This window comes from Tepidiforma flava (genome assembly GCF_027594505.1).
Lineage (GTDB): Bacteria > Chloroflexota > Dehalococcoidia > Tepidiformales > Tepidiformaceae > Tepidiforma > Tepidiforma flava.
Map to the genome: position 1 here is coordinate 1,498,570 of NZ_CP115149.1, position 17,337 is coordinate 1,515,906.

The window sequence follows — 17,337 nt, forward strand, 5'->3', positions numbered from 1 at the left end:
TTGCCAGCTTGCGGCCGGTTGGCTAGGATGATAGTTGCGATCGCAACCACATCCTGAAGCTCGAGGAGCCGCACATGTCCTCCGCACCCGCTGCCGCCGCCTGGGCCATCGACCCGGCCCACTCCTCCATCGAATTCGCCGTCAAGCACATGGTCATCGCCACCGTGCGCGGCACCTTCACCCGCTTCGAGGCTGACCTCGACATCGACGAGGCCGACCTCGCCCGCTCCCGCGCCACCGTCCGCATCCACGCCGCCAGCGTCGAAACCCGCCAGCCCGACCGCGACAACCACCTCCGCTCGGCTGACTTCTTCGACGCCGAGAACCACCCCTACCTCACCTTCACCACCACCGCCATCGAGCCCGCCGGCCGCGGCGCGTTCCGCATCACCGGCGACCTCGCCATCCGCGGCACCGTCCGCCCCGTGACCTTCGACGCCGAGGTCCACGGCCCGGCGAAGAACCCCTTCGGCAAGACCGTCGTCGCCGTCAGCGCTTCCGGCAAGATTAACCGGAAGGACTTCGGCCTCACCTGGAACGCGCCCCTCGAGGCCGGCGGCTGGCTCGTCGGCGATGAGGTCCGCATCAGCGCCGACTTCGAACTCGTGAAGCAGGACTGAGGCTGCGCCTCAGCCGCTCGCTCCGCCGAACTCCGCAAACGAGCCGTGCCGCCCGGCGCCCCCAGCGAACCGGGCGGCGCCGGCCTGCGTCTCCCCGGAAGCGATGACGGCCATCCCCAGCCGCGTCTCGTTCCGCATCGCCTCCTCGAACGGCAGGTCCCACTGCTCCCGCGCCGATTGCCGGTCGCTCCGCAGGCAGCCCTGGGGGAACGCCGCCAGCTGCCGCGCCAGCTCCTTCGCCGCCGCCAGCGCCTCCCCCGGCTCCGTCAGCCGGTTCGCCAGCCCCATCATCCGCGCCTCCTCCCCGCTCACGCCCCGCCCCGTCAGGATGAGGTCCATCGCGTGGCTCTCCCCGATGAGCCGCGGCAGCCGCACCGTGCCCCCGTCGATGAGCGGCACGCCCCAGCGCCGGCAGTACACCCCGAACACCGCATCGCGCGCCGCCACCCGCAGGTCGCACCAGAGCGCCAGCTCCAGCCCGCCCGCCACCGCGTGCCCCTCCACCGCCGCGATCACGGGCTTCGACAGCCGCATCCGCGTCGGCCCCATCGGCCCGTCGCCATCCTCACGCACGACGTTCCCCTGCCCGGTCGCGACCGCCTTCAGGTCCGCCCCAGCGCAAAACGTCCCGCCCGCGCCGGTCAATACCGCGACTGCCAGCGCGTCATCGGCGTCGAACTGCCGAAACGCCGCGGCCAGCGCTGCCGCCGTCGCCCGGTCCACCGCGTTCCGCACCTCCGGCCGGTCGATCGTCACGATGGCGATGGGCCCCTCGGTCTCGTAGCGCACGGTCATCCTTCGAACACCTCCAGCCGGCGATCCTACCGCCGGCCCGCGCCCTTGCGGAGCCCCCGCCGCCGCTCTACGCTCGCCGCCGCGATGACCGCTCCCCCCGACCTCTCCATCGCCGTCGCGCCGACTGCCGACCTCGGGCCGGCCGACCGCGATGCCATCCTCGCGCTCTTCCGCCAGAACTACCGCGACGCGAACGCCGCCTACCTCGAGAAGTCCCTCCATGTGCTCGCCTTCGCCGCCATCGCCCGCGACCCGGAGGGGCGCCCCGCCGGCTTCGCCCTCGGCGAGCCCCGCGTCATCGACCTCCCCCGGCTGCCCGCCCAGCCCGTCCGGCTCGCCGGGCTCTGCTGCGTCGACCCCGCCTTCCGCCGCCAGGGCCTCTTCCGGCGCCTCGAGCACGCCGTCCTCTCCGCCCGCGAGCTCCCGGCCGCCCCCCGCTGGCTCTCCGCCGGCCGCATGGCCCACCCCGCCAGCTTCCGCACCATGTCCGCCAACCCGACCGTCGTGCCCCGCCGCGGCATGCGCCCCACCCCGTGGCAGCAGGCCGTCGGCGCCGCCATCGCCGCCGCCTACGGCACGCGCGACTTCGACCCCGAAACGTTCGTCTGCCGCGGCACCGGCGCGCCCATCGGCTGGCCCGTCATCGACATCGAAGCCGCCCCGGAAGAATGGGAGCTCTTCCGGCCCGTCGACCGCACCCGCGGCGATTCCCTCCTCGGCATCAGCTGGACGCCCGATGCCCCGCCCGGCTGGGACGACCCCGCCATCCTCCCCTGAGCCGGCGCCGGCTACGGATCCAGCTGCGGCGGGAAATCGAAATCGCCCCGCTCCCGCAGCTGCTCGAGGATCTTCCGCGCCATCTCGTCCATCTGCTCCGGCGTGATCCCCATCCGCTCCAGCGTCTGCCGCATCAGCCGCTGCACTTCCTCCATGTCCTGCCGGATGAGCGCATCGGCCAGCTCCAGCTGCGTCTCGATCGCCACGAACCGCTCCCGCCGCTCCGATTCGTTCGGCGTCGAGAGGATCGTCGACATCAGCCGCGTGAACAGCGTCGTCGTCCGCGCAATCCGGATCCGGTCGTCCGGGTGGGGCGGGAACTCGCCCGTCACCGCCACCTCCAGCCCCGTCCGCGTATCCCGCGCTGCGTACTGCTCGGCCATGCCTCCAGCCTACACCATCGCCCGCCTTCCCTCCCCTCCAGCCGGCCCCTCCGATATCCTCGAACCGTGCCCGCCCCCCATCCCGCTCTCCAGCGCCTCGCCGATGCGTACGCCGCCTGGTGGATCGACCTCCTCGGCGAGCACAACCACGTCGGCGGCCTCGAAACCACCCGCTGGCTCCTCCAGCGCGCCGGGCTCGCGCCCGGCAAAGTCATGCTCGATGCCGGCGCGTTCGTCGGCGCCGCCGCCCGCCTCGCCGCCGCCGAGACCGGCTGCCGCGCCATCGCGGCCGACCTGAACCCCGAGTTCCTCGCCGCCGGCCGCGAACTCCCGGGCGGCCGCGCCGTCCAGTGGGTCGCCGCCGACAGCCGCCGCCTCCCCTTCCGCGACGCCGCCATCGACAGCATCTGGGCGCTCGACACCGAGGTCGCCTACCACGAGTTCAACCGCATCGCCGCCCCCGGCGCCACTCTCTGCCTCTGCTGCGAAGCCCCCTCCGACGCTCGCGGCGGCCTCGATGCCTTCATCGACGACTGGGAGCAGGCCGGATGGCTGCTCGCCGCCCACCGCCCTCTCTCAGCCGAGGCCGCCCACACCTGGCGCACCGCCGAAGCCGAACTCGTCCGCCGCCGCCCCTACTTCGAAGAGCGCTACGGCACCCGCACCTACCTCCGCCAGCTCGACCTCGTCGCCTACCTCGTCCAGGCCTATGAGCGCGGCGAACAGGGCCACGCGCTCTTCGTCTTCCGCCGCGCCTGACGTTGTCCGTTCCTGCCGCCCCGGTAGAGTCTCGGGGGTGAAGCTCCTCCGCATCGGCATCTCCGACGACGTCTTCGGCCCCCTGCGCGACGAAGAACGCTCCTGGCACATCGTGCAGGAGCGGCTCGCTGCCGCCTTCGGCGAGCCGGTCGAAACCGTCCTGAAATCCGCCTGGCCGAACGATGCCTACCCCGACGTCATCGAGCGCTGGGTCGAACGCGAGCAGCCGGACGCCGTCTTCCTCGCCGTCGCCTCGTTCTGGGTCTCGTTCCCGTCCGTGCCCTTGCGGCTCCAGCGCTCCCGGCTCACCGGGCTGCCGCTTGTCGGCAGGCTCGGCCTGCAGGCCGCGGGGCACCCAGCCGTCGCCCACAACGCCGCGTTCCGCGCCCTCCGCAGAGCCGCCCTCGGCACCGTCGGCTGCGCCTACCATTTCGAGCCCGCCGCGTGCGCCGCGCGCGTCGAAGAAGCCGTCCGCCGCATCATCCGGCGCGAAGAGGTCGCCCTCGGCGTCCGCGGGCCGATGGCGCTCGGCCTCCCGTTGCCGCCGCGGATCGCTGCCGAGTCCCGCGCCCGCCTGGCCGACTTCGAGCGCCGGGTCAGCGACATCTGCGGCCGCCTCTATGTCGCCTACCAGCCGCCCGGCCCCGGCGAGCCGCCGTCCCGCGATGAACTCCAGGCGGACCTCACCCACGTCAACGCCCGCGGCCACGCCCGCCGCGCCGGGCACGAATACCGGCTCATGCTCCGCGCCCTCGAAGCCGTCCGCGGCCCCGCCGGGAAGTAAGGAGGTTGGAGGTTGGAGGTTGAAGGGTTCGAGGTTATCCCAACTCCCGCCTCCCGGCTCCCTGCTCCCAACTCCCAACTCCCAACCCCGTAGCCGCGGGGCTCCGTCCCCGCGGAGGGCCGGTGAGGCCCACCCGGACGTTCGCGTCCGCGCGCTCCCGCTTCCCGCCTCCCGCTTCCCGGGACATCCGTTGGGCGCAAAGCGCCCCGCGGGGGCGGTGCCCCGCGGCGATGGCATCTCACCCCGCCATCCGCTCCTCTCCCTTCCTCCCCTTCTCCCCTTCTCCCCTTCTCCCTTTCTCCCTTTCTCCCTTTCTCCCTTTCTCCCTTTCTCCCTTTCTCCCTCCTCCCTCCTCCCAACCCCTTCTCCTGCTACCCTTGAAGCCACCGCACCCCCACCACGCCGCAGGGAGCCGCCATGTCCGTCCTCCGCCACGCCGACCCTGAAGTCGCTGCCATCATCGAGGCTGAGCGCACCCGCCAGGTCGAATCGCTCGAGATGATCGCGAGCGAAAACTACGCCTCCGCCGCCGTCCTCGAAGCCACCGGCTCCGTCTTCACCAACAAATACGCCGAGGGCTACCCTGGCAAGCGCTACTACGCCGGCAACCAGCATTCCGACCGCCTCGAACAGCTCGCCATCGACCGCGCGAAGCAGCTCTTCGGCGCCGACCACGCCAACGTCCAGCCCACCAGCGGCGCCGAAGCCAACATGGCCGCCTACCTCGCCTTCGCGAACCCCGGCGACACCATCATGGGCATGGAGCTCTCCCAGGGCGGCCACCTCACCCACGGCTCCCCCGTCAACTTCTCCGGCCGCTTCTACCGCTTCGTCCCCTACACCGTCGACCGCGAAACCGAAACCATCGACATGGCCGAAGTCCGCCGCCTCGCCCGCGAAACGAAGCCCCGCATCATCGTCGCCGGCGCCACGGCCTACCCCCGCCGCATCGACTTCGCCGCCTTCGCCGAGATCGCGCGCGAAACCGGCGCCCTCCTCATGGTCGATATGTCCCACATCGCCGGGCTCGTCGCTGGTGGCGCCCACCCCAGCCCCGTCCCCCACGCCGACCTCGTGACGACCACCACCCACAAGACGCTCCGCGGGCCGCGCGGCGCCCTCGCCCTCTGCAAAGCCGAGCACGCCGACGCCCTCGACCGCGGCGTCTTCCCCGGCACCCAGGGCGGCCCCCACCTCCACAGCATCGCCGCCAAGGCCGTCGCCTTCGCCGAGGCCCTCCGGCCCGAATTCCGCGATTACGCCGCCCAGGTCGTCCGCAACGCCGCCGTCCTCGCCGAAGAGCTCCAGCGTGCCGGCCTCCGCCTCGTCTCCGGCGGCACCGATAACCACCTCATCCTCGTCGATTGCGGCTCCGTCGGCATCAGCGGCCTCAAGGCCCAGAACGCCCTCCAGGGCGCCGGCATCGTCACCAACCGCAACACCATCCCCTACGACCAGCGCTCCGCCTACGTCACCAGCGGCCTCCGCCTCGGCACCCCCGCCCTCACCAGCCGCGGCATGAAGGAGGACGAAATGCGCCGCGTCGCCAGCTGGATCGTCCGCGTCCTCAAAGACCCCGACGGCGAAGGCGTCCGCGACGCCGTCCGCGCCGAGGTCGCCGAGTTCGCCCGCGCCTATCCCGTCCCCGGCATCACCGACGCCGCACCGGCCGCGGCTACCGCCTAGCGCAGGCCCGTGCTACCCTCGACCGTTGACCCGGGGTTCCGGTTCTCCCCCGCGGAGGACAATCCCATCGCCCGGGCTGAGGTTCCATGAGGGAATACGAACTCACGGTCGTCTACGACCTCGCCGTCCAGGAAGCGGGCGGCCCCGCTGCCAGCGAAGAGCGCCTCAAGCAGCTCGTCGAATCCCGCGGCGGCAAACTCCTCAAGCTCGACCACTGGGGCCGGCGGCGCATGGCCTACCCCATCCGCCATGCCATCGATGCCGACTACATCGTCAGCCGCATCGAAGCCGAGCCCTCCGCCGTCAGCGGCATCGAAACCGCCCTCCGCATCGATGAGAAGGTCTACCGCCACCTCATCGTCCGCGCCGACGAGCTGCCGGCCCCGCCGCCTCCGCGCGAACCGCGCGAGCCTCGCGCCGAGGCTGCGCCCGCGCCCGCCGCAGCGCCTTCGCCCGCTCCCGCGCCTGCGGCTGAAGCGGCGCCCGCCCCCGAAGCGACAGCCCCTGTCGCCGAATCCAGCGACACTCCGGCCGCGGCCGACGAGCCCGCCGGCGAATCGGCCGAATCCTAGCCCGGAGGCCCCCACATGGCGGGACTGAACAAAATCCTCCTCATCGGCAACGCCGGCCGCGATGCCGAGCTGCGCTACCTCTCCACCGGCACCCCCCAGTGCCAGTTCAGCCTCGCCGTCAACAACCGCCGCAAGAACCAGCAGACCGGCGAATGGGAAGACCAGACCGAATGGTTCAACATCGTCGTCTGGGGCGATACCGCCGAGCGCGTCTCCCAGTACATCACCAAGGGCAAGCAGCTCTTCATCGAAGGGCGCGTCCAGACCCGCTCGTGGGAAGATGACCAGGGCCAAAAACACTACCGCACCGAAGTCATCGCCCAGACCCTCCAGCTCCTCGGCGGCCCCCGCGACCAGCCCGCCGGCGACGACTGGGGGACCGGCGGCTCCAGCCGCTCCCGCTTCGCCGCCCGCGGCGATGTCGATGAGCCCGGCTTCGGCCGCCCGCGCGGCGGCAGCATCCCCCGCGAGGACGTCGACGTCGACGACCTCCCCTTCGAATGACCCAGCCCGCTGGCATCGCCAGCCCGCCCGCGGCCGGTTCGCCGCGAAACCCCGGTCCCCGCACCGCGGAGACGAACCCATCGGGAAGGATGAACGACCATGACCTCTGAAGAACGCACCACCCCCGCACCCGCCGCCGAAGGCGAGCGCCCCGCCCGCCAGCAGCGCCCCCGCTACACCAACCGCCGCAAGGTCTGCCGCTTCTGCGTCGAAAAGATGGACGGCGTCGATTACAAGGACATCGCCCGCCTCCGCATGTACATCTCCGACCGCGGCAAGATCGAGCCCCGGCGCAAGACGGGCACCTGCCTCAAGCACCAGCGCCTCGTCGCCACCGCCATCAAGCGCGCCCGGCACCTCGCGCTCCTGCCCTACACGCTCGAGCACATCCGCAAGACCGGCATCTTCCCCATCCGCGGCTAACCCCGCACCCCGCGGACCCCACCGGAGCACGCCATGGCTCGACGCGAACGCACCACCGCCCTCCCCCGCCAGCGGCCCCGCGAAGCCCGGCCAGGCGCCCGCGGCTTCTTCCTTACCACCGAGGAGACCCTTCGCCTCCTCATCCTCGGCGGCGCCTCCCTCCTCCTCGTCATCGTCCTCGGCCTCCTCGGCTGGCGGTGGTACGACCAGAACTTCCGCGTCCCCGAAAAAGTCATCCTCCAGGTCGGTGATGAGCGCTTCAAGCTCAGCTACTACGCCGACCGCCTCTTCCCCTACGCCCAGTCCGTTGCCAGCTCCGGCATCAACCTCAGCCTCGCCGAACAGCAGCTCCTCACCGAGCTCGAAAACGAGGCCATCGTCAACGCCATCGCCCGCGAGCGCGGCATCACCGTCACCCCTGAAGACGTCACCAGCGAGATCGCCAGCCAGCTCGGCGTCCCCGCCGGCGGCGCCGGCACCACCTTCGATACCCTCTACCGCCAGCGGCTCCAGTCGCTCACCATGAGCGACGCCAACTACCGCCGCTGGGTCGAAGCGCAGGTCTACCGCAAGAAGCTCAAGGACGCCATCCTCGCCGACATCGGCGACACCACCGAGATGGTCACCCTTCGCACCATCATCACCACCACCGAAGACGAGGCGAAGGCTGCGCTCGCCCGCATCCAGGCCGGCGAGGACATGGGCACCGTCGCCCAGACCGCCTCGAAGGACCTCAACTCCCGCCAGAAAGACGGCATCATGGACCCCGAGCCGCCCGCCCTCCTCCCGGCCGCCGTCCAGGCCGCCATCGAAGGCAAGCCCGCCGGCAGCGAGGTCATCGGTCCCGTTCAGCTCGCCAACGGCGACTGGTGGATCCTCCGCATCGAAAAGCGCGACCCCAACGCCACGCCCTCCGACACCCAGAAATCTCAGCTCGCCGACCTCCGCATCGACGAGCTCATCAAAGAGAAGCGCGCCGCCATCACCATCCGGCGCAACATCACCAGCAGCGATTTCCGCTGGGCGGAGGAGCATGCCAACTAAAGACGGCCGCCACCAGATCGGCGTCGGCCTCATCGGCCTCGGCGTCGTCGGCTCCGGCGTCGCCCGCGCCCTCCTCGAGCGCCGCGATTACTTCGCCCGCCAGGTCGGCGCCGAACTCGTCGTCCGGCGCGCCGCCGTCCGCGATACCGCCAAGCCCCGCGCCGTCGACCTCCCCCCCGGCACCATCACGGCCGACGTCGACGCCATCCTCGGCGACCCGGACATCGACATCGTCGTCGAAGTCATCGGCGGCGAAGAGCCGGCCGGCGCCTACATCCGCCGCGCCATCGAGGCCGGCAAACACGTCGTCACCGCCAACAAAGAGCTGATCGCCAAGTCCGGCCCCGCCCTCCTCGCCGAGGCCCACCGCCGCGGCCTCGACATCATGTTCGAAGCCAGCGTCGGCGGCGGCATCCCCCTCATCGCCCCCCTCCGGCGCGACCTCCTCGCCAACAAAATCACCTCCATCCGCGCCATCATCAACGGCACCACCAACTACATCCTCACCAGCATGGCGAACAACGCCGCCGTTGCCGAGGCCCTCCACCGGCAGGGCCTCGAGCCCCCGCCCGGCGGGTACGCCGAAGCCCTCCGCGCCGCCCAGGAGCTCGGCTACGCCGAGCCCGACCCCACTAACGACGTCGAGGGGTACGACGCCGCCTACAAGCTCGCCATCATGGCCACCCTCGGCTTCCGCACCCGCGTCCATCCCTCCCAGGTCCACACCGAAGGCATCACCCGCCTCTCCGCCAGCGACTTCGAAGCCGCCCGCGAACTCGGCTACGCCATCAAACTCCTCGCCATCGCCGAGCGCACCAGCGGCGGCATCATCGCCCGCGTCGCCCCCGCCTTCATCCCGCTCCACGAGCCGCTCGCCCGCGTCGACGGCGTCTACAACGCCGTCCAAATCCACGGCGACCTCACCGGCACCGTCCTCTTCCAGGGCCGCGGCGCCGGCTCTGAACCCACCGCCTCCGCCGTCGTCGCCGATCTCCTCGACCTCGCCCACGCCATCGTCCTCGGCGCCCGCGAACGCAAATACTGGGGCCCCGAAGGCGATATCCCCGTCCTCGGCCTCGAACACCTCGAAACCCGCTACTATCTCCGCGTGAAGGTCACCGATAAGCCCGGCGTCCTCGCCCAGATCGCCCGCACCCTCGGCGACCACGAGGTCAGCATCGCCGCCGTCAGCCAGAAAGAAACCGACACCGACGCCCAGACGGCCGACCTCGTCATCATGACCCACCGCGCCCGCGAAGGCGCCGTCCAGGCCGCTCTCCGCGACATCGCCACCCTCCCCGTCGTCGTCCAGGTCTCCAGCTTCCTCCGCGTGGAGGGCTGACGTGCCCGGCGAACCCCAGGCCCAGGCCATCACCGAGCTCCTCACCTGGCTCGAACAGCAGCTCCGCGCCACCCGCGAAGAGCAGGCCCGCCACATCGCCTACCTCGACCAGCTCCGCCGCGAAGTCCACGACCTCTCCGAACAGCTCGACGCCGCCGAACGCCAGCTGCGCGAATTCGAGCCGCGCTTCCTTCCCTTCCGCGGCCTCCCCGAAAAGCTCAACAGCATCGACCAGGCCATGGAAGACCTCCGCCAGGCCGTCAGCACCACCCGCGCCGAGGCCGACAACCAGTTCCGCCTCCTCCGCGCCGAATCCGAATACGACCGCCAGGAGCGCTCCGAAGTCATCCGCCGCGTCGATTCCGCCGCCCACCAGCTCGGCCTCGTCCTCGCCGACGTCGCCCAGGTCCAGCAGCAAACCTCCCAGGTCGCCCAGCAGCTCCAGGCCCTCCTCGAACGCCAGCGCGAGGTCGAACAGCAGGTCCACCAGTTCGGCCTCCGCCTCGACCGCTCCATCGAAGTCAACCGCGACCTCGAAGAGCGCATCAAGCAGGTCCTCCTCGGCGACCTCGACGACCGCTTCGACGTCGTCTTCGAACGCCTCCAGGTCGTCGGCGAAATGGTCCGCCGCAACGAAGAGCTCATCAGCACCGTCGCCCACGAGCGCGACTACCGCCAGGAGCTCATCGACGAGATCGCCCTCTGGCGCGAAGAGCACCATCGCATCGACAATCGCCTCAACCAGCTCGAAGAGGTCACCGATCGCCTCGTCGGCGTCATCGATAAACTCCAGGGCGAAATCACCCTCCTCGAAGGGCGCCACTCCGGCCTCGGCGAACGCGTCGCCACCATGCGCCGCGACATCGCCGAAGTCGTCGACCACGTCCGCGAAGAGTTCGCCAAGTTCAACGCCATGTACGAAAAACAGCGCCGGAAGCAGATCCAGGTCCTCGAGCAGGAGCTCCGCGAAATGAAATTCCACGCCTTCCGGCCGCCGGAGGAACCGTGACCGCCGCCACCGTCCGCCCCCGGGGCGTCCTCTACCGCTGGGCCGAGGTGCTCCCCCTCACCGACCAGACCCCCCGCATCTCCCTCGGTGAAGGAGAAACCCCCCTCGTCCGCGCCGCCGCCCTCGCCGCCGAATGCGGCCTCGACGAGCTCTGGTTCAAGCTCGAAGCCTGCAACCCCACCGGCTCCTTCAAAGACCGCGGCATGGTCGTCGCTGTCGCCAAGGCCCTCGAAGCCGGCGCCCGCGCCATCCTCTGCGCCTCCACCGGCAACACCAGCGCCAGCGCCGCCGCCTACGCCGCCCACACCGGCATCGACTGCCTCGTCCTCGTCCCCGGCGGCAAAGTCGCCGCCGGCAAGATGGCGCAGGCGGCCGCCTACGGCGCCCGCATCATCGAAATCGACGGCAACTTCGACGACGCCCTCCGCGCCGCGCGTGTCCTCACCGAGCGCCACCCCATCGCGCTCGTCAACTCCGTCAATCCTCACCGCATCGAAGGCCAGAAGACCGCCGCCTACGAAATCTGCGACGTCCTCGGCGATGCCCCTGAAGTCCTCGCCATTCCCGTCGGCAACGCCGGCAACATCACCGCCTACTGGCGCGGCTTCACCGAATGCGCCGAGCGCGGCCTCGCCAGCCGCCACCCCCGCATGTGCGGCTTCCAGGCCGCCGGCGCCGCCCCGCTCGTCTCCGGCCAGCCCGTCGCCAACCCTCAGACCATCGCCACTGCCATCCGCATCGGCAACCCCGCCAGCTGGCAAACCGCCATCGCCGCCCGCGACGAATCCGGCGGCCTCATCGAAGCCGTCACCGACGACGACATCCTCGAAGCCTACCGCCTCCTCGCCCGCCGGGAGGGCCTCTTCGTCGAACCCGCCAGCGCCGCCTCCGTCGCCGGCCTGCTGAAGCTCGGCCGCGCCGGGCGCCTCCGCGGCGGCCGCGCCGTCGCCATCCTCACCGGCCACGGCCTCAAAGACCCGGATACCGCCCTCTCCGCCTGCCAGCCCGACATCGTCCGCGCCCCCGCCACCGTCGAGGGCATCGAAGCCGCCCTCGGCTGGTAGCCCCGGCCGGCAGCTACTCCACCTTCAGCCCCAGCACCTCCGGCGCCGCCGGCGGATACCGCAGGTTGAGCGACTCCAGCTTCTCCACCAGCGCACGCGCCACGACGTAGTCCCGGTACCACTTTCGGTCTGCCGGCACCACGTGCCATGGCGCATGCTTCGTGTTGCACCGCTCCAGCGCATCCTCGAACGCGTCGAGGTACTCGTCCCAGTACTTCCGCTCCTCGAGGTCGCTCAGCCGGAACTTCCACTGCTTCTTCGGGTTGTCGATCCGCTCCTGCAGCCGGGCCCGCTGCTCGTCCTTCGAAATCGCGAGGAAGAACTTCATCACGATCGTCCCGTTCCGCTGCAGGTACGCCTCCATCTGGTTGATGTCCTCATACCGCTGCTCCCAGGTCTCCTTTGGGACGATCCCTTTCACCCGCTCCACCAGCACGGCCTCGTAGTACGACCGGTTGAAGATCGTGATGTGCCCCCGCTCCGGCATCTTCTTGTGGTAGCGCCACAGGTAATCGTGCGCCAGCTCCTCCGGCGTCGGCACCTTGAAGCTCTCCACCGAACAGCCGATCGGCCCCACCTGCTCGAACACCGAGTTGATCGTCCCGTCCTTCCCGGCGGTATCGATCCCTTGCAGCACGACCAGCATCGCGTACCGCGCATCCGCGTAGAGCAGGTTCTGCAGCTCGTTCAGCCGCACCCGGAGGCCGATCAGTTCCGCCTCCGCCGCCTCCTTCTCGACCCCGTTCGTCGCCGCCGGGTCGAACTTCCGCAAGTCGACCCGCGCATGCGGGGGAAACACGATGGGCTGGTGATGACCGCTGGCGTGGCTGTTGCTCATGCCGGCGATTATCCGCCCGCAGGCCGGCCCCCTGCACGCCGGGCCGCTCGCCGCGCCCGCTGCTCTGCCGGCAGCGCTGCTTCGAAGTGGTCCTTCCATTCCGGCTCCGGCGCCTCGCAGCCCGCCCTCGGCACGAATCCCGACCGCTCCACCAGCTGCATCTTGTGGATGTAGCGCGGGCAGTTCGGGAACACCTCCTCCACCGCCACCCGCACCGTGAACTGCGCACCCGGCCACTCCGCCGTCAGCGGGTCCGCCCAGTCGATCGAGGCCGTCCCGTTCAGCCGCATCCGCCGCTGGTTCGCGAAGTCGATGAACAGCATGCCGACGCGCCCCGTCTCGACGATGTTCCCCGCCGTCATGAACTGGCCGTTCCCGTCGTAGCTCGGGAACGCCACCGTCCGCTCATCCAGCACCCGCACGAAGCCCGGCTCGCCGCCCTTGTACGAACAGTCCAGACGGCCGTCCGCCCCCTGCGTCGCGATGAAGAACATGTCCATCCGTTCGATGAACGCCCGGTCGTTCTCGCCGAGCTGATCCCGCACCGTCGTCGCGGTGATCGCGTCCGCCAGCCGGCGGGTATCGAACCGGTCCTGCACCTCGCGGGCGCCCTCGCCATGCGTGAACGGCATCGCCCTCCTCCTTGCCCCATGGCCGCCTCCTGCGGTCTACTGGGCCGCGCACACTCTACACCCCCGGAGGCACGCCCCGATGCCCAGCCGCCGCGCCGAAATCGCCCTCACCCCCGAAGAGCAGGAGCAGTTCCTCAACGAAGGCTGGACCCTCCAGGTCGCCTCCATCGGCCCGAAGGGCTACCCCCACCTCGTCGCCATGTGGTACGTCGTCATCGACGGGCTCATCCACTTCACCACCTTCGCCAAGAGCCAGAAGGTCCTCAACCTCCGCCGCAACCCGAAAATCACCGTCATGCTCGAATCCGGGAAGCTCTACCACGAGCTCAAGGGCCTCGTCATCGAAGGCGAAGCCGAGATTATCGAAGACACGCCCTTCACCGCCCGCGTGATGGGCCTCGTCGGCGAGAAGTACAACGGCATCCCCGCGCCGATGGAGACGCCGGAGGCCGCCCTCAAAGTCGCCTCCAAGCGCGTCACCGTGCGCGTCCGCCCCGTCGACATCTACTCCTGGGACCACGCGAAGCTCGGCGGCCGCTACTAGGCCGCTCCCGGGCGCGCCGCCCGCCTACTGCTGCGGCCGCCGCGCTGCCCGCCGGATGGCGAAGCCTGCCGCCTCGACCCGCCGCGTCATCCCGAGCTTGCTCAGGATGTCGCTCACGTGGTGCTTCACCGTCTTTTCCGAGAGGTACAGCTGCTCGCCGATCTCCCGGTTCGTCAGCCCCTCCGCGATGAGGTCGAGGATCTTCAGCTCCCGCTCGGTCAGCTGGGCGGCCAGCCGGTCCTCCTCGGTGACGATGTTCCCCCGCCGGATCTGCTCGATCACCGCCGCCGAGCTCGCCGGGTCGAGCGTCTTCCCGCCCCGGCCGACGACCCGCATCGCCGCGATCAGGTCGTTCGTCTGCACGTCCTTGAGCAGGAAGCCGCTCGCCCCGGCGACGATCGCCTGCATCACCGCCTCCTCATCGCTGTAGGAAGTGAGCATCAGCACGTTCGCTCCCGGCACCGCCGAGCGGATCTCCCGGCAGGCCTCGATGCCGTTCAGCTTCGGCATCCGCACGTCCATCACCACCAGGTCCGGGTTCGTCTTCTTCGCCTCCCGCACCGCCTCCATCCCGTTGCGCGCCTCCCCGACCACCGAGAACTCGGGATACCCCCGCAGCGCCGCCTTCAGCCCCTGCCGGACCAGGTCGTGGTCGTCCGCCAGCAGGACGTGGATCGTGCCGTCTGCCGTCGCCGTCATAGCTCCTCCTCGTCGCCGCGGTGCCGCGGGATCGCGACCCGCACCGTGGTCCCCATCCCGGGGATGGGGATGATGGTCAGCTCCGCGCCCAGCCGCTCGGCGCGCGTCCGCATCGTGATCGTGCCCAGCCCCCGTCGCGTGGTCGCCTCGTCGAAGCCGACGCCGTTGTCCTGGATGGTCAGCACCGTCGCGTCGTTCGTCTGCCGCAGGTCGACCGCGATCTTCGTCGGCGCCCCGTGCCGCACGGCGTTCGAAAGGGCCTCCCGCGCGATGTAGAGCAGGTCCTCCGATTCGCGCGTCGTCAGCTCCTGCAGCGCCGCCGCCGAGATGTTGACCACCGTCGCGATGCTCGAAGGAACCAGCTGGCGGATGACGAACGCCAGGTCGCGCGTCAGCTCCGGCTGCTCGACCGGCGTGCCCGCCTCGAGCATCGTGATGTAGCTCCGGATGTCCGCGATGATCTCGTTGATCCGGCTCACCGCGTTCGCCAGCGCCTCCCGCGCCTCGGCGGGGTAATCTGCCTGGTTCGCCATCGCATCGCACTCGAGCCCCAGCGCATAGAGCGCCTGGATCGTCCCGTCGTGCAGGTCGTGCGCGATCCGCTCCCGCTCCTCCAGCAGGAAAATCCGGCCCCGCCGCTCCCGCGCCAGCGCGTACGCAACGCTCACCGCCGCCTGCAGCGACAGCACCGCCGCCGCCACCTCGTCCTCCGCCGTGAATGGCGGCGCATCGGCGCCCCGCGCCATGTACAGCGACCCGATCGTCCGTCCGCCGGCCCGGATCGGCACCCCGAGGAAGCGCGTCATATCCGGGTGGCCCGCCGGCCAGCCCGTGAAGTGCGGGCTCGCCCGCAGGTCATCGAGCCGCAGCGGCCGCTCGCACGTCGCCAGGTGTCCGAGGAGCCCCCGCCCTTTCGGCGGGTCGCCCAGCCGCCGCGCCTGCTCGTCGCTGATCCCCGCATAGATGAACCGGGTCAGGACGCCCTCCTCATCGAACGTCGAGATCGCCGCGTACTCCGCGCCCGTCACTTCCCGCGCCCGCTCCGCCAGCCGGTGCAGGATGTCCGAGAGGTCCTCGCTCGAGGCGAGGAGTTCGCTCGTGACGGCCATCTCCGAAAGGCGCTCGAAGCTCCCGGGCCCTGTGGCCGGCCCATTCGCTGCAGTCCCCATTAGGCCGAATGGTAACGCATTCCTTACCCCCGCAACCTCTGCCGCCCTCCGGTTCGCGCTTCGGGCCGCTTGGCCCGGCCCGTTGGCCCGAACGGCCCTGACCCGCCCCGCCGGCCCTTTTCGAAACTGACCCTATGGAGGGCACCCCTATCCACGTCGTCTCGGCGGACGGCGCCCTGCGCCGCGCCCTCGTCGCCCGCCTCGAACGCGCCCCCGAGCTCCGCGAACACGCCGCGGGCGACCTCGATTTCGCCAACATCCAGCCCGGCGACGTCGTCGTCTCCACCCCGGCCGACTGTCCCCCGGAGCGCGCCCACGAACTCACCCGCGCCGGCGCCGCCGTCATCATCCTCGCCGCCATCCCCCGGCCCGAGGAGCGCGAGCGGTATGAACGCGCCGGGGCTGCCGCCTATATCCCGATGCTCATCGACGGCATCGACCTCGTCCGGGCCATCGGCCAGAGCCTCGCCCGCGCCCGCGTCCCGGACCACCGCTGCCGCTCCGCCTGACGCGCCCCGCTCAGCCGCCGCCGGCGACGGCCTCCCGCGCCGCGTCGAACCACCGCCCGTCGCCGAACCGCTCCAGCTGGTAGAGCCACCATTCCGCGCCCCAGAGGTAGACCCGCTCCGCCCCCGTCCGCCGCGCGTAGTCCACGTTCTTCAGCATCGTCGCGGGCGAGAGGTTCTTCGACGGGTTCGCCGGGCTGATGAGGCGCGCGTCGCCGTCCGTCCACGGCTCCGCCTGCAGCTCCGTCACCCAGAACTGCTTGCCCGCCGCCCGGGCTGTGCGCGCCTGGTAGGCGTAGTTCGGCATCAGCCAGCCGATCTGCAGGATGTCGATGACGACATGCCGGCCCGCGAGGACGTAGTTCCGCCGCGGATAGAGGCTCTGCGCCAGCACGTCCGCATCGGCGAGCGCCGCCTTCCACCGCCGGTCCATCACGTAGTGCTGCGCATGGTTGATCGCCACCGGCCGCCCCAGCGGGTCGTTCGCGCGGATGGCCGCGGCCACCTCCGCCACGTAGTCGCGCCCAAGCGACCAGTTCCGCGCCCGGTGCGAGGCGATGTACCCCTCGTTCTCCGCCGTCCACGAATCGATCTCCGGCCGCCCGGCCAGCCGCGCCGTCACCGCAGCGACCATCCGAAGCGCGCGCGCCCGCAGCGCCGGCTCGTCCGAGAGCACCATCCCGTCGCGCAGCGCCACGCCTTCGAGCGCCCACGCCGGGATGTAGAACTCCGGGTGCCGCTGCGCCTTCATCCCGACCGAGACGTTCGCCGTCGCGCCGGCCGCCCGCACGGCATCCAGCTGCGCCTCGATGACCGAGAAGTCGAACTCCCCCTCCCGCGGCTCCACCTCGTCCCAGTTGACGCTGAGGCGGACGAGCCGCGCGCCCGTCAGGTCGATGAGCCGCGCCAGCACCGCCCCGCACCATGCCGCCCGGCCCGGCCGCCCGTCGTCAGCGTGGCCGTCCGGGCCGGCGCCGGGCTCCTCCAGCAGCAGGTACTCCGCCTGGTCGCAGCTGAAGTTGAAGCCGATGGCGGAGTTTGCCGGCGGCTCCCGGTTCGACCATTGCAGATGGAGCGTGAGCCAGAGCTGGCCGATGAGCAGGGCGAGCGCCGCCAACGCTCCCCCGGCGATGCCTGCCGCCTGCCAGCGCCGCCGGTGCCCCATCGCCTTCCATTCTCGCCCGGCT

General features: G+C 70.8%; 20 protein-coding genes and 1 pseudogene. 14 read left to right on the forward strand and 7 right to left on the reverse strand.

Annotated elements, in window-relative coordinates:
• Positions 1 to 74: 74 nt before the first annotated feature.
• Positions 75 to 620, forward strand: coding sequence for a YceI family protein (locus O0235_RS08420; RefSeq protein WP_270055347.1), 546 nt, complete (start codon positions 75 to 77; stop codon positions 618 to 620).
• A 9-nt stretch (positions 621 to 629) separates the two neighbouring features.
• Here the strand turns inward: O0235_RS08420 and O0235_RS08425 are convergent, their stop codons facing one another.
• Positions 630 to 1,415 carry a crotonase/enoyl-CoA hydratase family protein gene (locus tag O0235_RS08425; RefSeq protein WP_270055348.1) on the reverse strand — a complete coding sequence of 262 codons (786 nt, stop codon included), beginning with the start codon at positions 1,413 to 1,415 and terminating at the stop codon, positions 630 to 632.
• Positions 1,416 to 1,499: 84 nt separating this feature from the next.
• On the opposite strand from O0235_RS08425, the gene O0235_RS08430 reads away from it, so the two are divergent.
• Positions 1,500 to 2,192, forward strand: a complete 693-nt coding sequence (locus O0235_RS08430; protein WP_270055349.1) for a GNAT family N-acetyltransferase — start codon at positions 1,500 to 1,502, stop codon at positions 2,190 to 2,192.
• Between the two features lie 11 nt (positions 2,193 to 2,203).
• Here the strand turns inward: O0235_RS08430 and O0235_RS08435 are convergent, their stop codons facing one another.
• Positions 2,204 to 2,575, reverse strand: coding sequence for a PIN domain-containing protein (locus tag O0235_RS08435; protein ID WP_270055350.1), 372 nt, complete (start codon positions 2,573 to 2,575; stop codon positions 2,204 to 2,206).
• Between the two features lie 66 nt (positions 2,576 to 2,641).
• Here O0235_RS08435 and O0235_RS08440 point away from each other — a divergent pair, with 66 nt between their 5' ends.
• From O0235_RS08440 to thrC, 10 genes and pseudogenes are all read left to right on the forward strand, one after another.
• On the forward strand, positions 2,642 to 3,334 hold the full coding sequence (locus tag O0235_RS08440) for a class I SAM-dependent methyltransferase (RefSeq protein ID WP_270055351.1): 693 nt from the start codon (positions 2,642 to 2,644) through the stop codon (positions 3,332 to 3,334).
• 37 nt (positions 3,335 to 3,371) lie between these two features.
• On the forward strand, positions 3,372 to 4,118 hold the full coding sequence (locus O0235_RS08445; protein ID WP_270055352.1) for an SGNH/GDSL hydrolase family protein: 747 nt from the start codon (positions 3,372 to 3,374) through the stop codon (positions 4,116 to 4,118).
• A gap of 417 nt (positions 4,119 to 4,535) precedes the next feature.
• Positions 4,536 to 5,804, forward strand: a complete 1,269-nt coding sequence (glyA, locus tag O0235_RS08450) for a serine hydroxymethyltransferase (protein ID WP_270055353.1) — start codon at positions 4,536 to 4,538, stop codon at positions 5,802 to 5,804.
• Positions 5,805 to 5,890: 86 nt separating this feature from the next.
• A complete protein-coding gene (gene rpsF / locus O0235_RS08455; protein ID WP_270055354.1) occupies positions 5,891 to 6,376 on the forward strand; it encodes a 30S ribosomal protein S6 in 486 nt (161 codons plus the stop codon).
• Positions 6,377 to 6,391: 15 nt separating this feature from the next.
• Complete coding sequence (locus O0235_RS08460; RefSeq protein ID WP_270055355.1) at positions 6,392 to 6,880, forward strand: single-stranded DNA-binding protein; 489 nt, start codon at positions 6,392 to 6,394, stop codon at positions 6,878 to 6,880.
• A 99-nt stretch (positions 6,881 to 6,979) separates the two neighbouring features.
• Positions 6,980 to 7,282, forward strand: a pseudogene (gene rpsR / locus O0235_RS08465) (30S ribosomal protein S18); the annotation flags it as partial.
• A gap of 54 nt (positions 7,283 to 7,336) precedes the next feature.
• Positions 7,337 to 8,347, forward strand: a complete 1,011-nt coding sequence (locus O0235_RS08470) for a peptidylprolyl isomerase (protein ID WP_270055356.1) — start codon at positions 7,337 to 7,339, stop codon at positions 8,345 to 8,347.
• On the forward strand, positions 8,337 to 9,689 hold the full coding sequence (locus tag O0235_RS08475) for a homoserine dehydrogenase (RefSeq protein ID WP_270055357.1): 1,353 nt from the start codon (positions 8,337 to 8,339) through the stop codon (positions 9,687 to 9,689). Before O0235_RS08470 ends, O0235_RS08475 begins: the two co-directional genes overlap by 11 nt.
• A 1-nt stretch (position 9,690) precedes the next feature.
• Positions 9,691 to 10,698, forward strand: coding sequence for a coiled-coil domain-containing protein (locus O0235_RS08480; RefSeq protein ID WP_270055358.1), 1,008 nt, complete (start codon positions 9,691 to 9,693; stop codon positions 10,696 to 10,698).
• Positions 10,695 to 11,762, forward strand: coding sequence for a threonine synthase (gene thrC / locus O0235_RS08485; protein WP_270055359.1), 1,068 nt, complete (start codon positions 10,695 to 10,697; stop codon positions 11,760 to 11,762). The genes O0235_RS08480 and thrC overlap by 4 nt, the downstream gene beginning before the upstream one ends.
• A gap of 13 nt (positions 11,763 to 11,775) precedes the next feature.
• Here the strand turns inward: thrC and O0235_RS08490 are convergent, their stop codons facing one another.
• A complete protein-coding gene (locus O0235_RS08490; protein WP_270055360.1) occupies positions 11,776 to 12,600 on the reverse strand; it encodes a polyphosphate kinase 2 family protein in 825 nt (274 codons plus the stop codon).
• Between the two features lie 8 nt (positions 12,601 to 12,608).
• A complete protein-coding gene (locus tag O0235_RS08495) occupies positions 12,609 to 13,232 on the reverse strand; it encodes a pyridoxamine 5'-phosphate oxidase family protein (protein ID WP_270055361.1) in 624 nt (207 codons plus the stop codon).
• Between the two features lie 79 nt (positions 13,233 to 13,311).
• On the opposite strand from O0235_RS08495, the gene O0235_RS08500 reads away from it, so the two are divergent.
• Positions 13,312 to 13,776 (forward strand): pyridoxamine 5'-phosphate oxidase family protein, encoded by a 465-nt coding sequence (locus tag O0235_RS08500; RefSeq protein WP_270055362.1) that lies wholly within the window; start codon positions 13,312 to 13,314, stop codon positions 13,774 to 13,776.
• A gap of 24 nt (positions 13,777 to 13,800) precedes the next feature.
• Here O0235_RS08500 and O0235_RS08505 read toward each other — a convergent pair whose 3' ends face one another.
• Together O0235_RS08505 and O0235_RS08510 are read right to left on the reverse strand one after the other, a co-directional pair.
• The gene (locus O0235_RS08505) at positions 13,801 to 14,475 is read right to left on the reverse strand and encodes a response regulator (RefSeq protein WP_270055363.1); all 675 of its coding nucleotides are present in this window, start codon (positions 14,473 to 14,475) and stop codon (positions 13,801 to 13,803) included.
• A complete protein-coding gene (locus tag O0235_RS08510; RefSeq protein WP_270055364.1) occupies positions 14,472 to 15,584 on the reverse strand; it encodes a GAF domain-containing sensor histidine kinase in 1,113 nt (370 codons plus the stop codon). The genes O0235_RS08505 and O0235_RS08510 overlap by 4 nt, the downstream gene beginning before the upstream one ends.
• A gap of 194 nt (positions 15,585 to 15,778) precedes the next feature.
• Here O0235_RS08510 and O0235_RS08515 point away from each other — a divergent pair, with 194 nt between their 5' ends.
• Positions 15,779 to 16,153 carry a hypothetical protein gene (locus tag O0235_RS08515; RefSeq protein ID WP_270055365.1) on the forward strand — a complete coding sequence of 125 codons (375 nt, stop codon included), beginning with the start codon at positions 15,779 to 15,781 and terminating at the stop codon, positions 16,151 to 16,153.
• A 10-nt stretch (positions 16,154 to 16,163) separates the two neighbouring features.
• Here O0235_RS08515 and O0235_RS08520 read toward each other — a convergent pair whose 3' ends face one another.
• Positions 16,164 to 17,315 carry a beta-galactosidase gene (locus O0235_RS08520; protein ID WP_270055366.1) on the reverse strand — a complete coding sequence of 384 codons (1,152 nt, stop codon included), beginning with the start codon at positions 17,313 to 17,315 and terminating at the stop codon, positions 16,164 to 16,166.
• Positions 17,316 to 17,337 lie beyond the last annotated feature (22 nt).

Coding starts and splice junctions, on each gene's coding strand:
- O0235_RS08420 (WP_270055347.1), top strand. CDS start 75: ATGTCCTCCGCACCCGCTGCCGCCGCCTGGGCCATCGACCCGGCCCAC.
- O0235_RS08425 (WP_270055348.1), bottom strand. CDS start 1,415: ATGACCGTGCGCTACGAGACCGAGGGGCCCATCGCCATCGTGACGATC.
- O0235_RS08430 (WP_270055349.1), top strand. CDS start 1,500: ATGACCGCTCCCCCCGACCTCTCCATCGCCGTCGCGCCGACTGCCGAC.
- O0235_RS08435 (WP_270055350.1), bottom strand. CDS start 2,575: ATGGCCGAGCAGTACGCAGCGCGGGATACGCGGACGGGGCTGGAGGTG.
- glyA (WP_270055353.1), top strand. CDS start 4,536: ATGTCCGTCCTCCGCCACGCCGACCCTGAAGTCGCTGCCATCATCGAG.
- rpsF (WP_270055354.1), top strand. CDS start 5,891: ATGAGGGAATACGAACTCACGGTCGTCTACGACCTCGCCGTCCAGGAA.
- O0235_RS08460 (WP_270055355.1), top strand. CDS start 6,392: ATGGCGGGACTGAACAAAATCCTCCTCATCGGCAACGCCGGCCGCGAT.
- O0235_RS08470 (WP_270055356.1), top strand. CDS start 7,337: ATGGCTCGACGCGAACGCACCACCGCCCTCCCCCGCCAGCGGCCCCGC.
- O0235_RS08475 (WP_270055357.1), top strand. CDS start 8,337: ATGCCAACTAAAGACGGCCGCCACCAGATCGGCGTCGGCCTCATCGGC.
- O0235_RS08490 (WP_270055360.1), bottom strand. CDS start 12,600: ATGAGCAACAGCCACGCCAGCGGTCATCACCAGCCCATCGTGTTTCCC.
- O0235_RS08495 (WP_270055361.1), bottom strand. CDS start 13,232: ATGCCGTTCACGCATGGCGAGGGCGCCCGCGAGGTGCAGGACCGGTTC.
- O0235_RS08500 (WP_270055362.1), top strand. CDS start 13,312: ATGCCCAGCCGCCGCGCCGAAATCGCCCTCACCCCCGAAGAGCAGGAG.
- O0235_RS08505 (WP_270055363.1), bottom strand. CDS start 14,475: ATGACGGCGACGGCAGACGGCACGATCCACGTCCTGCTGGCGGACGAC.
- O0235_RS08510 (WP_270055364.1), bottom strand. CDS start 15,584: ATGGCCGTCACGAGCGAACTCCTCGCCTCGAGCGAGGACCTCTCGGAC.
- O0235_RS08515 (WP_270055365.1), top strand. CDS start 15,779: ATGGAGGGCACCCCTATCCACGTCGTCTCGGCGGACGGCGCCCTGCGC.
- O0235_RS08520 (WP_270055366.1), bottom strand. CDS start 17,315: ATGGGGCACCGGCGGCGCTGGCAGGCGGCAGGCATCGCCGGGGGAGCG.